This window comes from Sphingomonas koreensis, from assembly GCF_002797435.1.
GTDB classification, from domain to species: domain Bacteria; phylum Pseudomonadota; class Alphaproteobacteria; order Sphingomonadales; family Sphingomonadaceae; genus Sphingomonas; species Sphingomonas koreensis.
Genome location: NZ_PGEN01000001.1, coordinates 525011 through 539590, shown reverse-complemented (window position 1 = coordinate 539590; position 14580 = coordinate 525011). Strand labels below are relative to the sequence as shown.

The following is a 14580-nucleotide window of genomic DNA, read 5'->3' as shown; positions in this document are numbered from 1 at the left end:
ATGATGCTCCGGAAATGAACACCGCGCCCCGCCGTCGGCCGGCAGGGCGCGGCGCGAGGATCAGAATTTCGCTTCGAATCCGACGTAGAAATAGCGGCCGATCACGTCGTACTCGCCCGCGACATTCTGCGAACCGCCCGACACCGTTCCCGAAGGCAGGAAGGGGCTGGTGCTGTTGAAGGCGTTGTTCACTCCGGCATAGAGCCGGAAGTCCTTGCTGGCGGACGGTATGTCGACGCTGGCGTAGAAATCGTGGCGCACCCGATCCTCGATATGCAGGAAGGGGGGATTGGCGCCCGCCTTCTCGGCCGCGATGCGACGCACATTGCTGTCGACCGCGTCGCCCGTATAGCGCAGCTTCCAGCGCAACCGCAGGCCGCCGTCGCGATAGCCGAGCTGGGCCTGGCCGCTATTCACCCAGGCGCCGATCTCGCCCTTGTAATCGGTGCGCCTGACCCCGTCGACGCCATCGAACACGGTGTAATAGTCGAACAGGCGAGAATAGAGGAAGCGGATGTCGAACTTGCCCTTCGACGACAGCCATTGTGGCGCGTCGAACCGATAGTCGATCGCGACATCGGCACCCGAACGAACGGTCTGGGTGAGGTTGAGGTCGCGGTTGATGATCCGGGTGATCTGCCCTTCCGCGTTTCGCGTGATCTCGTTGCAGAAGAAGTTGTTGGTGATGCCGCCCGGATTGCCCAGACATTCGCGCAGCAGATCGACGGCATCGAGCGAGGAGATGACGTCGCGGATCTTGATCCTGAAATAATCGACCGTCATCGACAGGCCGGGAATGAAGCGCGGCGTCAGTACGGCGCCGAACGACAACGTATCGGCGGTCTCTTCCTTGAGGTCGGGATTGCCTGCCGCCGGACCCTCGATGCTGGTCGTGTCCTGCAGGAACACGCCATTGGCGGCGATCTCGGCGGCGACACCGGCAATCGACCGGCAATTGGTCGCGATCGTCCCGGTCGTCGTCGCGGTCACGCCGCTGCACAGATCGACCACCGAATCCGAATCGTCGCGTGCGGGCGAATAGAGGTTGGTGACGGTCGGTGCGCGCTGGGCCCGCGCATATTGCCCGCGGAAGCGGATATCGCGGACCGGTGCCCATTCTCCCCCGAAGCGATAGCTCAGGACCGAACCCACATTCTTGATGTTGTAGTCGCCATAGCGCACCGCCGCGTCGAGCGAGAGGCTGTGGGCGAAAGGCTGCTCGCGGAACACCGGGACCTTGACCTCGGCGAATGCTTCCTTCGCTTTGATGTCGCCTTCATATTCGGCGATGAACGATGCCGATCCGAAACCGCGCCGCGTGGTGTCGTCGGTCACCGAACGCTGCCAGTCGCGGCGATATTCGCCGCCCAGCGCGATCGATACCGGACCCGCCGGCAGCTCGAACAATGCGCCGCTCAGAAAGCCTTGCACCACGTCCTGCTGCATCAGGCCGTCCAGCTTCAGGTCGGCGCGGATATAATTGGCCGCTGCCGACGTGATCGAGTTCGGCCCGAACAGGTTGACCGGAACGCACCCCGCCGCACGCGCCGCCGCATCGACGCAGCGCACCCGCGACAGGTCACCCGGCGCCGCAGGATCGAACTCGGCATTGATCGCGTACTTCAAATTCTGCAGATTCAGCAGGTTAACGCGGTTCTGCTCCTGATGGAAACGGCCATAGCCATAGCTGATTTCCCAGTTCCAGCGCTCGCCGACCTTGCCGCGCAGGCCGGTCCAGGCGCGCCAGGTCTCGCGATCGTTGAGGATGCGATAATGGCCAAGCTCGTTGAAGCGGCGCGACCATTGAATACCCGATGAGGACGCGGCCGCGCGGATTGCGGTGGGGACATAGGGGTTGTTGCGGGCGATTCTGCCGACCACGTCCGGCGCCAGGGGATCGCCGAATTCCTCGTCATAGGCCGCGGTCTCGGCGCCGCCCCGCTCGGCCGAGGTCTTCACCTTCGAATATTGCACCTGGCCGAAGAATTCGATGTCGCTGCCCAGGTCGACCGTGATCTTGCCCGCCGCGAGATAGGAGGTGCGCGGTGCGCTGATCTGGAGATCCGGGCGGGTTTCCCAGCCATAGACCGCGGTACTGGTGCTGCGGAACAGGGTGCCGTTCGCATCATAGACGAAATAGCCGCCGCCCGCGGTCGAGCTCGAGAGAAAGCGGCCGCCCGGCGTGCTGCTGCTCTTCGACGGGCGCGTGATGCCGAGTTCGCCCTGGTTGAGCGGGTTGGAATCCGCGCTCAGGCTGTAGGCGACCGAGTCGAGGGCGCGGGCGCGCTGATACCCCATCACCCCGTCCTCTTTCTCGTAGCTCGCGCCGAGGACGAGCGAGACGCGGTCGTCGAACAGCTTCTGACCGACGAGCAGGTCGAGGTTGAGCCGCTGGCTGTCGCCTTCGCTCGAAATACCGGCGCGGCCGCCGACCCGGATGCCGTCATATTTGCGGCGGGTGATGATGTTGACGACGCCGGCGATTGCGTCGGAACCATAGACGGCGGACGCGCCGCCGGTGATGACTTCGACACGCTCGACGAACATTGCCGGGATTGAGCTCAGGCTGACCGCGCTCGACGTGATCCGGTTCGAGACCGTGCGCCGTCCGTCGATCAGCGTCAGCGTACGATCGGCGCCCAGGCCGCGCAGGCTGACCGATGAGGTGCCGGCGGCATTGATCTGTGAGTTCGAGTTGGCGAGGTTGAGGCTGGGCGTAACCGCGGGATAGTCAGCGAGGACTTCGGACAGTTCGGTCGCACCCGACGACTGGATATCCTCCTCGTTGATCTGGACGATCGGCACGGCTGAATCGGTGACCACCTGCCGCGCGATACGGCTTCCGGTGACGATGACATCGCCCGCATCGTCCTGCTCGTCCGATGCGGCTGGACGGGGCGCGCCGGATACGGCCTCGACCGGTGCGGCGGCGCGGATCACCAGCACGCCCGATCTCCCCCAGTTCGCTTCGAGGCCCGATCCGGCCAGGAGCCGAGCTACGCCATCGCGAACGGTGAAGGTGCCGTTGAGCGCCGGCGCGCGTTTGCCTTTCAACGTGCTGCTGTCGAAGCTGATCTGCTGGCCCGATGCGCGGGCGAGTGCGCGCAGGCTCGCCTTCATGTCCTGCGCCGGGATCGAAAAGCGGTAAGTGCGCTCCTGCGCGATCGCGGGTGCGGCGATGGCCGACGCGACAAGTGCTGTCGCGGCGATCGAACCATGAAGTGCGGATCTGGAAAATTGCATGATTGTCCCCCCTGCTACGCCGCCTCTTGCAGGCGGTCACCGGATAAAGACGCGCGGCGCGCTTCGGGGGACATCAGGGCTGCTACGGAATTTGCATCATTCCCGATCGAGGATGATCTCGCCGTTGCCGCGCCTCTGACGAACCGGGTGCAGCGCGACGATCCCTTCGACAAAGGCATCGACATCCCCGGCCTTGTAGACGCCATCGACGGCGATGCCGCCGATGCCCGGATCGGCCAGCACGATCCGCTTCGTGGCGTAGCGGTTCATGCGTTCGACGGCGCGGGCCAGCGGTTCCTGATCGAAGTTGATCAGCCCCTGTTCCCAGCTCAACGATTGCGACAGGTCCGGCCGAGTGATCTGGGCGGCCTTCGTCGAGCCGGCGGTGCCGATGAACTCGCTGCCAGGCGTCATGAGCAGGCGCTGGGACGCGGCTGCGGCCGAGCGCGCACTGTCGCTGCGGTCGCGTATCTCGACCTGGCCTTCGTACAGGATGACGCGGACCTCGCCGTCGATCATCTCGACACTGAAGGAGGTGCCGACCGCGGCGATCAGCTTGTCGCCCGCGGCGACGGTGAAGGGGCGCAACGGATCCTTGGCGACATCGAATTTGGCGCGTCCTTCGACGAGCTCGACCTGCCGTGCCTCGTCCTTCATGCGAACGGTCATCGCGGTCACGGCGTCGATCGAGACACGCGACCCGTCGTCGAGCATCGCCACCTGCCGTTCGCCGATGCCCGTCTCGTACCGGCTGGGCTGGTTGACGTACCAATAGGCGCCCGTGCCGAGGGACAGAAGCAGCGCCGCGGCATAGCCGAGCGGCCACCACATCCGTCGCGAGGCGGTGAGCCAGCGCCGACGGCTGGCGTTGCGGAATTCGGTCAGGGCCTCGGTCCGCAGCGAGATGATCCGCGGCCGGTCCCCGATCGCCCCCGATGCCTGCCAGACGGCGATCGCGTCCTGGAACAGGGCGGCATGGCCGGGTTTCGCGAGCCATGTTTCGAACTCGGCCCATTCGTCCTCGTCCAGGGTGCCTTCCGACAGCTGGATGCACCAGAGTGCGGCCTCTTCCATCTTCTCGTTCGCGACGGGCGCGGCGGGGGTACCATCCGTCATGGCGCGCTCCTCATTTCCTTCATCAAACTCGCCATCGCGCGCGCGACATGCTTCTTCACGGCACTGACGGATATGCCGAAGGTCTCGGCGATCTTGTCCTGTCCGAGGTTCTCGAGTCGATAGAGAATGAAAATGGTCCGGGTCCGTTCGGGCAAGGCGGCGAGGGCGTTCTCGAGCACCGACAGTTCGCCGCGCCCGGCGGTGATCCGGAACGGGTCGAGGGGGTCGATTCCCAGCTCTTCGGTGCGGCTGACCAGTTCGCGATAGTGCGCGCGGACCTTCAGGCGGCGGGCGCGGTCGGCGAGCAGGTTGGACGCCATCTGGAAGATATAGGCTTCGGGCGATGTCAGATCGTCGTCGCGATGCTTGAGCAGCTTCGCGATCAGTTCGTGGGTCAGGTCCTCGGCTTCGGCATGATCCCGCACCCGCCGCAGGAAATAGGCAAGCAGCGCGGGTCGCCATCGGCGACCGAAGTCAAGCTGGTCCCTAGCGCGCTGCATGGTGCTGCATCATCGACTGCGAAATCCCGACCATACCCCATAGACGCACCTCGTCCTGACAGGGACATCTGGTCGGGCGATTTCATGCCGAGATCTGTTTGGGCCATTTGATCGCATGAGCACGCACCGAGATCGGGATGACCTGGCGGAGCGCGCCCTCACTTTTCTGACGATCACAGTTGGATGAAAGCGCGGTTCGTGCCGGGAACGAGCGCGCGTCTTGGATTGGAAACTTGCGGCGGACTTCCTTCTAAAGTTGCAAGCCGACATAGTTCTCCGCGATCACGCGCTGCATTGCCTCGGAATGAGCGAGATAGTCCAGCTCCGCCGCCTGCATCCGGTGCTCGAAGCTCCCGTCATCGGGAAAGCGGTGCATCAGCTTGGTCAGATACCAGCTGAACCGCTCGGCTTTCCAGATCCGGGCAAGCGCCTTGGCCTGATAGCCCGCCAGCCCCTCTTCATCTCCGCGAGCAAAGAACGCGATCAGCGCGGTCGACAGATAGGCGACGTCCGACGCCGCGAGGTTCAGTCCCTTCGCTCCGGTCGGCGGCACGATGTGTGCCGAGTCGCCGGCCAAGAACAGCCGCCCGTGCCGCATCGTCTCGAACACATAGGATCTGAGTGGCGCGATGGACATCTCCAGCGCCGGCCCGCGCGTCACCCCGGCTGAGCTCAGCGGATCGAACCGCGCCGCCAGCTCGTCCCACAGCCGCTCCTCGCTCCAATCCTCGACGCGGTCCGTGAGCGGCACCTGGATGTAGTAGCGGCTGCGCGTCGCCGAGCGCATCGATGCGAGCGCGAACCCCTGATCGGTATTGGCGTAGATCAGTTCGGGATGGCATGGCGGCACATCGGCCAGGATGCCGAGCCAACCGAACGGATACTCGCGCTCATATTCCCGCGCGGCGCTTGCCGGGATCGCCCGGCGTGAGGGACCATGAAACCCGTCGCATCCGGCGATGAACGCGCAGTCGATCCGCTGCGCCTTGCCGTCTTTTGCGTAGGTCACATAGGGCGCGCCGCTCTCCACATCGTGCAGCGCCACGTCCTTCGCCTCATAGACGATCTCCAGCCCGCGGTCCCGCGCCGCATCCATAAGGTCGCGGGTCAGCTCGGTCTGGCCATAGACCATGACGTGCCTGCCCGTGAGCGCCGCGATGTCGATGCGGATCACCCGGTCGCTGGTCGCGAGATTGAATCCCTGCTCGATCAACCCTTCGGCGTTCATTCGCGCGTCGATGCCGAGGCGTGTCATCAGGTCGGTCGTTACCGTTTCCAGGACCCCCGCGCGGATGCGGCCAAGCACATAGCTGGCCGACTGGCGCTCTACGATGACGCAATCGACGCCGGCTTGCAGCAGCAGATGCCCGAGCAACAGCCCCGACGGCCCGGCGCCGACGATCGCGACCTGCGTCCTCATCGCGCCGCTTCGAGTTGCTTCTCAAGCGCGTCGAGCACGCGGTAACAGGGAAGAACCTGCGCCACGCTGGCATTGGGTTCTCGCCCTTCGCGGATCGCGGCGATGAACTCGCGGTCCTGCAGCTCGATGCCGTTGCTGGTGACGGTCACGCCCGTCAGGTCGACCGGCTCTTCCTTGCCCGTGACCAGGTCGTCATAGCGCGCGATCCAGGTGCCGTTGTCGCAAATGTAGCGGAAGAAGGTGCCGAGCGGTCCGTCATTGTTGAACGACAGGCTTAGTGTGCAGATCGCGCCGCTCTCGGCCTTGAGCTGGAGCGACATGTCCATCGCGATGCCGAGCTCGGGATGGTGCGGTCCTTCGATTGCGTTGGCTGCGACGATCGGTCCCGCCTGATATGCGAACAGATCGACCGTATGCGCGGCATGATGCCACAGCAGGTGATCGGTCCATGATCGCGCCTCGCCCTTGGCGTTCATGTTCTTGCGGCGGAAGAAGTAGGTCTGCACATCCATCTGCTGGACGGCGAGCTCGCCCGCCATAATCCTGCGGTGCAGATACTGGTGGCTTGGGTTGAAGCGGCGGGTGTGCCCCACCATGCAGGTGAGGCCGGTTTCCTGCGCCTTGGCCAGCACCGCCTCGCCATCGGCCAGGCTGTCGCACAGCGGGATCTCGACCTGCACATGCTTGCCCGCGTCCATGCACTGGATCGCCTGGGCGGCGTGCATCTGTGTCGGCGTGCACAAAATTACCGCATCCAGCCCTGGCTGCTCCAGCGCCTCGACCAGCTCGGTGGTTGCGTGCGGGATGCCATATTTGTCGGCGACCTTCTGGGTCGGTTCCAGGCGCCGCCCGACCACCGAGATCACCTCGACCCCGTCGATGTTCCTCAGGCCGTCGAGATGCTTTTCGCCGAATGCGCCGGCGCCTGCGAGTGCGATCTTCATGTCTGTCTCCAGTGTTGGAAGGTCATTCTGCGGCGAGCGGGGCGGCGCCGCTGCCCGTCATGTCGAGTCCTTCGCCGTTGTCGGGCCGCAGCACGAGATGCCCGATGGCGGTGTTGCTGCACGGCACATGATAGTGACGGTGGAGCATGGCGGTGCGCTTGCCCAGCGCGCCGCGCATGATCAGCCACATCACCATTTCGATGCCTTCGCTGCCGGTTTCGCGGAGATACTCGATATGTGGGACGTGGCGCAGATGCTCGCTCGCGCCGACCAGCCCGTCGAGGAAGTTATTGTCCCATTCCCTGTTGATCAGTCCGGCGCGGGGTCCCTGCAGCTGGTGGCTCATGCCGCCGGTGCCCCAGACCTGTACGTTCAGCTCCTCTGGGAAGCTCGCCACCGCACGCGCGATCGCTTCGCCCAGAGCCCAGCAGCGATTGCCCGAAGGCGGGGGGTAGGTGACGACGTTGACCGCTAGCGGGATCACCTTGCAGGGCCATTCTGGCACGTGGCCGAACATCATCGACAGCGGCACGGTCAGCCCGTGATCGACGTCCATCTCGTTGATGATCGTCATGTCGAACTCGTCGAGGATCAGGCTCTGCGCGATATGCCAGGCCAGGTCCGGATGGCCATGCACGTCGGGCACTTTGCGCGGACCCCAGCCCTCGTCCGCGGGAGCATAGCGCTCGCCGCAGCCGATTGCGAAGGTGGGGATGATCTTCATGTCGAATGCGCTGGCATGGTCGTTATAGACCAGCACGACGACGTCGGGCTTTTCGGCCTTCTCCCATTCGCGCGTCCAGTCATATCCTGCGAAGATCGGGCCGAAATAGTCGTCCCGGTCCTTGCCGAGATCATGCGCGACGCCGAGCAGGGGCACATGGCTCGATGCCACGCCAGCGGTGATGCGGGCCATCAGCGCCTCTCCCTCTTCGATCGGTTGCCTTCCGGCGAGCGGCCGCCTGCCTTCATCATCGCCTGATAGTCCTCGACCGAGACGCCGGTCATCGTGCTCACCGCCTGGACGAAGCTCAGCCCGTCCGTGGAGAAGACCTTCGAAAGGAAGTAGATGTTGCCGCCAAGGTCGAGCAGCGTGTTGTAGTCGCGCGCTAGTAGCGCCGCCTTCTGCGCATCGGACAGCGGCCATTCGTCAAGATAGGCGCGCTCGTTCGCTTTCCAGCGCTTGCGGTTCTCGGGTTTCATCAGGCTCATTGCGAACTGGTTGAGATGATAGCCTTGCCGCGCCCGCGACGCGGTGAACACGCGCGTGCCGGGAATGTCCTCGAACTCGGCGAGATACGAATGGATATCCTTGGGGCCGTTCATCACAGCCCGCGTGCCTTCAACTGCGCGTCCAGCCGCGGGAACACCCGCCGCGCATTGCCCTCGAAGATCGCGTGCCGCTCGGTATCGCTGATCTCCAGCGCGTCCACATAGCGTTTGGTGTCGTCGAAATAGTGTCCGGTGGTCGGATCGATCCCGCGCACCGCGCCCACCATCTCCGACCCGAACAGGATGTTTTTGTTCGCGATCACGTCGGCCAACAGGTCGATGCCCGGTTGATGATAGACACAGGTGTCGAAGAAGATGTTGTTCATGAGGTGCGTGTCGAGCGCTGGCTTCTTGAGCATGTCGGCGAGGCCGCGATAGCGGCCCCAATGGTACGGCACCGCGCCGCCGCCATGCGGGATGATGAAACGCAGCGTCGGGAAATCGGCGAACAGGTTGCCTTCCAGCAGCTGCATGAACGCCACCGTGTCCGCAGCGATGTAGTAGCCGCCGGTCGCGTGCATCGCCGGGTTGCAGCTGCCCGAGACGTGGATCATCGCCGGCACGTCCAGCTCGACCATCTTCTCGTAGAAGGGATACCAGTAGCGGTCGGTCAGCGGCGGATGGGTAAAGTGGCCGCCGCCGGGATCGGGGTTGAGGTTGCAGCCGATGAAGCCGAGTTCGGTGACGCAGCGCTCCAGTTCAGCGATGCTGTTCGCCATCCCCGCCTTGGGACTTTGCGGCAGCATGCACACGCCCGCGAACCTCTCGGGGAACAGCTTCACCACGCGCGCGATCAAGTCGTTGCAGCGCATCGCCCATTCCGTGGCGACTGCCTCGTCCCCGACATGCGGCGCCATCGCCGAGGCGCGCGGCGAGAAGATCGTGAGATCCGCACCGCGCTCCCTGATCAGGCGCAACTGGTTCGCCTCGATCGTCTCGCGGATCTCATCGTCGCTGATTTCGGGATAGGGCGGCGGCGTGGTGCCGGCCTTGAACGCGGCCTTCTGCTCCTCGCGCCACGCGTCATGTCCTTTGGGCAGCACGGTATAATGGCCATGGCAGTCGATAATCACGCGGCTTCCTCTCCCGAATGACGAGCCGCCAGGCCGTCCTCAATGCGGGCCAGCTTCGCTGCCAGCCCGTCCGGCACTCCCATGCCGAGCGCCCCCAGCTCCCGCTGGCGTGCGATCGTCGCACGCGTCATCGCCGGGGCGATCCCGAGATCCTCCAGTGTCCTGGCGACCTCTTCCATCTCGGCCGCGCGGCGCGTTCCATGCGCCAGCATCCGGTCGAAATTATAGTCCGCCCGCTCGCCCCAGCCCCGCGCCTTGGTGCTCGCGTCGAGCGAGGCGATCACCGCGTCGGTCACCCCCGCGCGGTTCGCGGCGAGGATGCACTCGGCAGTCAGCGCCTCGATCCCCTTGACCATTACCGAACGGATCATCTTGACCGCCGCGGCGTCGCCGATCTTCGGCCCGGCGACCTCGATCCGGGCGAATCCGATCGCCGCCAGCGCCGCTGCGGCGTCCGCTGCGTGCGGCCCGGCAACCAGCAGCGGGACCGCCCTCCGTGCCGGATGCGCCGGCGCCATCACGGCGACATCGGCATAGCGCCCTCCGGCCGCCTCGATCGCTTCCGCGGCGGCGCGCTTGGTGCTTGGTGCGACGCTGTTCATGTCGAGCCACAGCGCGCCCGGTTCGAGTAGGGCGGCGCCCGTCCGCGCCGCCTCGAGCGCCTGATCGGCGGTGACAAGCGAAAGCACCACTGCCGCTCCGGTCAGCGCCGCGCGAGCGGTCTCGCAACCCTCGACCCCGGCTGCTTCATAGTCGGTCAGCTTCGCCGCGCGGGTGCTCGGATGGGTCGTCTTGCGGTCAAAGGCACGATCGCCCGGACGCGCAAAGGCTCCGCCTGCTTCTCCAAAACCGATAAAGGCGATTGCGCCAGTCATCCCGCCAGCGTTTCACGCAAAGGGCATTGCGCCCTGAAAGTGGACAATCGGAATTCGGGGAAAGCAAACTTCGGCAACGACATGTTCCATTTGAGGTCCATTCCCCATGGCTAAGGGGGAGCGTTCCATGTGCCCAATCGGATTGAATCACCGGCCATCATTTTTCCGGAAGTCTTGTGTCTCTGGCAGCCGCGCGGATCAGGTCGAGCAGCATGCGCTGGACCGGCGTGGGCCGCCAGCCGGTGCGGGTCGTGAGGCCGATGGTCCGTATCGCGGAGGGGAGTAGCGGTCCGATCTGGGCCAACACACAGCTTTCGACTTCGAGCGCGACCTGATCGGGGGAGAGCAGCGTCAGCAGATCGCTCTGGGTCAACAGGCCCCGGATCACCATCACCGAACCGCATTCGACCGGAACATGGGGAAGGGGAGCGCCTGCGAACAAGGCTTCCCAGTGCGTGCGAAGCGGCGTTCCGGCCGGCCCGACGATCCATTGCTGCGCACGGAGCGTGTCGAGGCCGATCGTGCCGCCGAGCGCAGGGTGGCCGGGTCGCCCGAAGATCGCAAGCTGGTCGGTGAACAGGGGTTCCTGCGCCAGGCCTGGCGGCGCCTCCTCGCGCAGCGCTCCGATGGTCAGGTCGATGATGCCGTCGGCGAGCGGCTCGACGAGTTCGCGCCACGATCCCTCGACCACATCGACCACCGCGTTCGGTGCAGCGCGGAGCAGATCCGCCAGCGCGCGGGGAAGCACGAGCGCGCGGCTCAATGGCATCGCGCCGATCGCGATGCGTCCTCCCTCCCGCTCGTCTCCCCGCACCTCGATGATGCCCGCGGCGATCTCCTGCTGTGCGAGACGCGCACCGCGCGCCAGCAGCCGTCCCGCTGCGGTGAGCGCGACTCCCCGTCCGCGCCGTTCGGCGAGTGGCGTCGCGCAGATCTGCTCGAGATCGCGTACCGCGCGATGGATGGCGGGTTGGGAAAGGCCGCTCGCCTGCGCCGCGCCGACGAAGCTCTGCGCGTCCGCGAAGTGGAGAAAGGCGTCGAGCTGCGTTGCGGTCATCAATCGCTCGGGGCGCGAGAAGCCGCGGCCCATGCGCGCGAAACGGCGGACGCCGCCGGCCAGATAGTCAAACGCGCGCGCGACGCGTTCTGCAAGCGCATGCCCGGCTTCGGTGGGCGCGACACCATCGGGGCGGCGTTCGAACAACTGCACCTCAAGCTGGCGCTCGAGCTTGCCCAGGCCCTGGGTCAACGCGGGCTGCGACAGGCCCGCAGCATCGGCCGCGCGGCTGAGGCTGCCTTCGGCGATGACGGCGGAGAGCGCGCGCAAGTGGCGAAGGTTGAGGTCGAAGGGCTGGATCATGCATGATCTATAGCAAAAACTTATCGCACGTCAGCAAATTCCATTAGCGCCGGATCGTCCTGCTGGAGGAAAAACCGCGATCCGCCAAAAGAGAATATGTAACGGTCGAAGTTCGCTTTCCCGCGTCCTAACGAGTCCACGTTCCCCTCCGGAGATGACAATGGTTGCACGTGTCGTACAGAACATCCCCCGCACTTCATTGGACATCGTCCAGGGTCTGGGAGACGCAGGCGTCGCCACGGTGCATGAAGCGCAGGGCCGCATTGGCCTGCTCGCCCATTACATGCGTCCGATCTATCCCGGCGCACGGATCGCGGGGAATGCCGTCACGATCTCCTCGCCGCCGGGCGACAACTGGATGGTGCATGTCGCGATCGAGCAGCTGCAGGCGGGCGACATCCTCGTCCTCGCGCCCACCAGCCCCTGCGTCGACGGCTATTTCGGTGATCTGCTCGCGACCAGCGCGATGGCGCGCGGGTGCCGCGGGCTGGTGATCGACGCCGGCGTGCGCGACGTGCGCGACCTGACCCAGATGGGCTTCCCTGTGTGGTCGAAGGCGGTGTTCGCGCAGGGGACGGTCAAGAACACCCTTGGGTCGGTCAACGTGCCGATCGTCTGCGCGGGTGCCGCGATCGAGCCGGGGGACGTGATTGTCGCCGACGATGACGGCGTGTGCGTGGTGAAGCGCGGGGATGCGGCGGCGGTGCTGGAGAAAGCGCGCGCTCGCGAAGCGGCGGAGGAGAGCAAGCGCAAGCGGCTGGCGGCGGGCGAGCTGGGGCTCGACATCTACGACATGCGTTCGCGGCTGGCCGAAATGGGACTCGAATATGAGTGACGGCATCCGCTGCATGTGGATGCGCGGGGGCACGTCCAAGGGCGGTTATTTCCTCAAGGAGGATCTGCCCGCCGACACCGCAGCGCGCGACGCGTTGCTGCTGCGCGTCATGGGATCGCCCGACCCGCGCCAGATCGACGGGATGGGGGGCGCCGACCCGCTGACCAGCAAGGTCGCGGTAGTGAGCAAGTCGGCGCGCGACGGCATCGATGTGGACTATCTGTTCCTGCAAGTGTTCGTCGATCAGGCAATCGTCACCGATGCGCAGAATTGCGGCAACATCCTCGCCGGCATCGGCCCCTTCGCGATCGAGCGCGGGCTGGTCGAAGCGCAGGACGGCGAGACGCGCGTCGCGATCTTCATGGAAAATACCGCGCAGGTCGCAGTGGCGACCGTGCAAACGCCCGGCGGAAGGGTGCGATATGCGGGCGATGCGGCGATCAGCGGCGTGCCGGGCACCGCCGCGCCGATCCCGCTCGCCTTTCGCGATACCGCGGGGGCGAGCTGCGGCGCGCTGCTGCCGACCGGTAACGGCGTGGACGAGATCGACGGGATCAAAGTCACGCTGATCGACAACGGGATGCCGTGCGTGGTGATCGCGGCAAGCGACATGGGCATCACGGGTTATGAGGACCGCGACACGCTCGACGCCGATACGGCAATGAAGGCGAGGGTCGAGGCAATCCGGCTCAAGGCCGGACCGCTGATGAACCTGGGCGACGTAATCGAAAAGTCGGTGCCAAAGATGATGCTGGTCGCCCCGCCGCGCGACGGTGGCGCGATCGCGGTGCGATCGCTGATCCCGCACCGAGTGCATGCCTCGATCGGGGTACTCGGCGCGGTGAGCGTGGCGACCGCTTGCTTGATCGAGGGATCGCCCGCCGCGGCGCTGGCACAGGTGCCCGCGGGTGGAACCAGGACGTTGGGTGTGGAGCATCCCACAGGCGTCACCGAATGTGTGGTGACGGTCGACGCGAACGGCGCTCCGGTCGAGGCCGGGATGCTGCGCACCGCGCGCAAGCTGATGGACGGGAAGGTGTTCGCGTGAAGGATGAAGCAGGGCGTATCCGCAGCTGGACGCTGGACCCATCAAAGCCCCGCTACACCCCGCCGCCCGGTGCGGTGGATGCGCATTGCCATGTGTTCGGCCCGATGGCGCAGTTCCCGTTCAGCCCCAAGGCCAAGTATCTGCCGCAGGATGCCGACCCGGACGCGCTGTTCGCGCTGCGCGAGCGGCTGGGCTTCGCGCGCAACGTGATCGTTCAGGCGAGCTGTCACGGGACGGACAATCGTGCGACGCTGAACGGCATCGCGGCGTCGAACGGCACCTGTCGCGGGGTAGCGGTGGTCGATCCGGCGATTTCCGATGCCGGGCTCGACACACTGCATGAAGGGGGCATCCGCGGGGTACGGTTCAATTTCCTGAAACGGCTGGTGGACGACGCGCCCAAGGACAAGTTCCTCGATATCGCGCGGCGCATCCAGCGGCTTGGCTGGCATGTCGTGGTCTATTTCGAGGCCGACATCCTGGAGGAGATGAAGCCGTTCCTCGCCGCGATCCCCGTGCCGGTGGTGATCGACCATATGGGCCGTCCCGATGTGCGACAGGGCCCCGATGGGGCGGACATGGCCGCATTTCGCGCGCTGCTCGACAGCCGGGATGACATCTGGACCAAGGTGACCTGTCCGGACCGGCTCGACCCCGCGGGGCCGCCCTATGCGGATTTCGTCCGCAGCGTGCGGCCGCTGGTCGAGGCCTATCCCGACCGTGTGCTGTGGGGGACCGACTGGCCGCACCCCAATATGGAGGAGGTGCTGCCCGACGACGGCGCGCTGGTCGACCTGATCCCGGCGATCGCGCCGACCGCCGAACTCCAGCACAAGCTGCTGGTCGACAATCCGATGCGGCTCTACTGGCCGGAGGCGCTGTGATCCGCCGGCC

13 protein-coding genes are annotated in these 14580 nt (G+C 65.6%); 3 read left to right on the top strand and 10 right to left on the bottom strand.

The genetic code is table 11. From position 1 onward, the window contains the following. Window positions 1–60: 60 nt before the first annotated feature. From BDW16_RS02660 to BDW16_RS02615, 10 genes are all read right to left on the bottom strand, one after another. Complete coding sequence (locus BDW16_RS02660; RefSeq protein WP_066577358.1) at window positions 61–3243, bottom strand: TonB-dependent receptor; 3183 nt, start codon at window positions 3241–3243, stop codon at window positions 61–63. 96 nt (window positions 3244–3339) lie between these two features. After that, window positions 3340–4359, bottom strand: coding sequence for a FecR family protein (locus BDW16_RS02655; RefSeq protein WP_066577355.1), 1020 nt, complete (start codon window positions 4357–4359; stop codon window positions 3340–3342). After that, on the bottom strand, window positions 4356–4859 hold the full coding sequence (locus BDW16_RS02650) for an RNA polymerase sigma factor (protein WP_066577352.1): 504 nt from the start codon (window positions 4857–4859) through the stop codon (window positions 4356–4358). Before BDW16_RS02650 ends, BDW16_RS02655 begins: the two co-directional genes overlap by 4 nt. A gap of 250 nt (window positions 4860–5109) precedes the next feature. Further along, complete coding sequence (pobA, locus tag BDW16_RS02645) at window positions 5110–6279, bottom strand: 4-hydroxybenzoate 3-monooxygenase (RefSeq protein WP_066577344.1); 1170 nt, start codon at window positions 6277–6279, stop codon at window positions 5110–5112. Further along, on the bottom strand, window positions 6276–7223 hold the full coding sequence (locus BDW16_RS02640; RefSeq protein WP_066577343.1) for a Gfo/Idh/MocA family oxidoreductase: 948 nt from the start codon (window positions 7221–7223) through the stop codon (window positions 6276–6278). Before BDW16_RS02640 ends, pobA begins: the two co-directional genes overlap by 4 nt. 22 nt (window positions 7224–7245) lie before the next feature. Next, entirely contained in the window at window positions 7246–8139 is an 894-nt protein-coding gene (locus BDW16_RS02635) for a class III extradiol dioxygenase subunit beta (RefSeq protein WP_066577341.1), read from the bottom strand. Continuing rightward, window positions 8139–8549: a protocatechuate 4,5-dioxygenase subunit alpha gene (gene ligA, locus BDW16_RS02630; RefSeq protein ID WP_066577337.1), complete on the bottom strand. Its 411-nt coding sequence runs from the start codon at window positions 8547–8549 to the stop codon at window positions 8139–8141. The genes BDW16_RS02635 and ligA overlap by 1 nt, the downstream gene beginning before the upstream one ends. Further along, a complete protein-coding gene (locus BDW16_RS02625) occupies window positions 8549–9568 on the bottom strand; it encodes an amidohydrolase family protein (RefSeq protein ID WP_066577334.1) in 1020 nt (339 codons plus the stop codon). The genes ligA and BDW16_RS02625 overlap by 1 nt, the downstream gene beginning before the upstream one ends. Then, window positions 9565–10443, bottom strand: a complete 879-nt coding sequence (locus tag BDW16_RS02620) for an NAD(P)-dependent oxidoreductase (protein WP_066577331.1) — start codon at window positions 10441–10443, stop codon at window positions 9565–9567. Before BDW16_RS02620 ends, BDW16_RS02625 begins: the two co-directional genes overlap by 4 nt. Window positions 10444–10600: 157 nt before the next feature. Then, window positions 10601–11803 (bottom strand): LysR family transcriptional regulator, encoded by a 1203-nt coding sequence (locus tag BDW16_RS02615; RefSeq protein ID WP_066577328.1) that lies wholly within the window; start codon window positions 11801–11803, stop codon window positions 10601–10603. 160 nt (window positions 11804–11963) lie between these two features. Between BDW16_RS02615 and BDW16_RS02610 the strand changes: the two genes are divergently transcribed. From BDW16_RS02610 to BDW16_RS02600, 3 genes are read left to right on the top strand one after another with little or no spacing between them, the layout of a single operon-like run. Continuing rightward, window positions 11964–12638 (top strand): 4-carboxy-4-hydroxy-2-oxoadipate aldolase/oxaloacetate decarboxylase, encoded by a 675-nt coding sequence (locus BDW16_RS02610; protein WP_066577325.1) that lies wholly within the window; start codon window positions 11964–11966, stop codon window positions 12636–12638. Beyond that, a complete protein-coding gene (locus BDW16_RS02605; protein ID WP_066577322.1) occupies window positions 12631–13686 on the top strand; it encodes a 4-oxalomesaconate tautomerase in 1056 nt (351 codons plus the stop codon). Before BDW16_RS02610 ends, BDW16_RS02605 begins: the two co-directional genes overlap by 8 nt. After that, window positions 13683–14570: an amidohydrolase family protein gene (locus tag BDW16_RS02600; RefSeq protein WP_066577320.1), complete on the top strand. Its 888-nt coding sequence runs from the start codon at window positions 13683–13685 to the stop codon at window positions 14568–14570. The genes BDW16_RS02605 and BDW16_RS02600 overlap by 4 nt, the downstream gene beginning before the upstream one ends. Window positions 14571–14580: the final 10 nt, after the last annotated feature.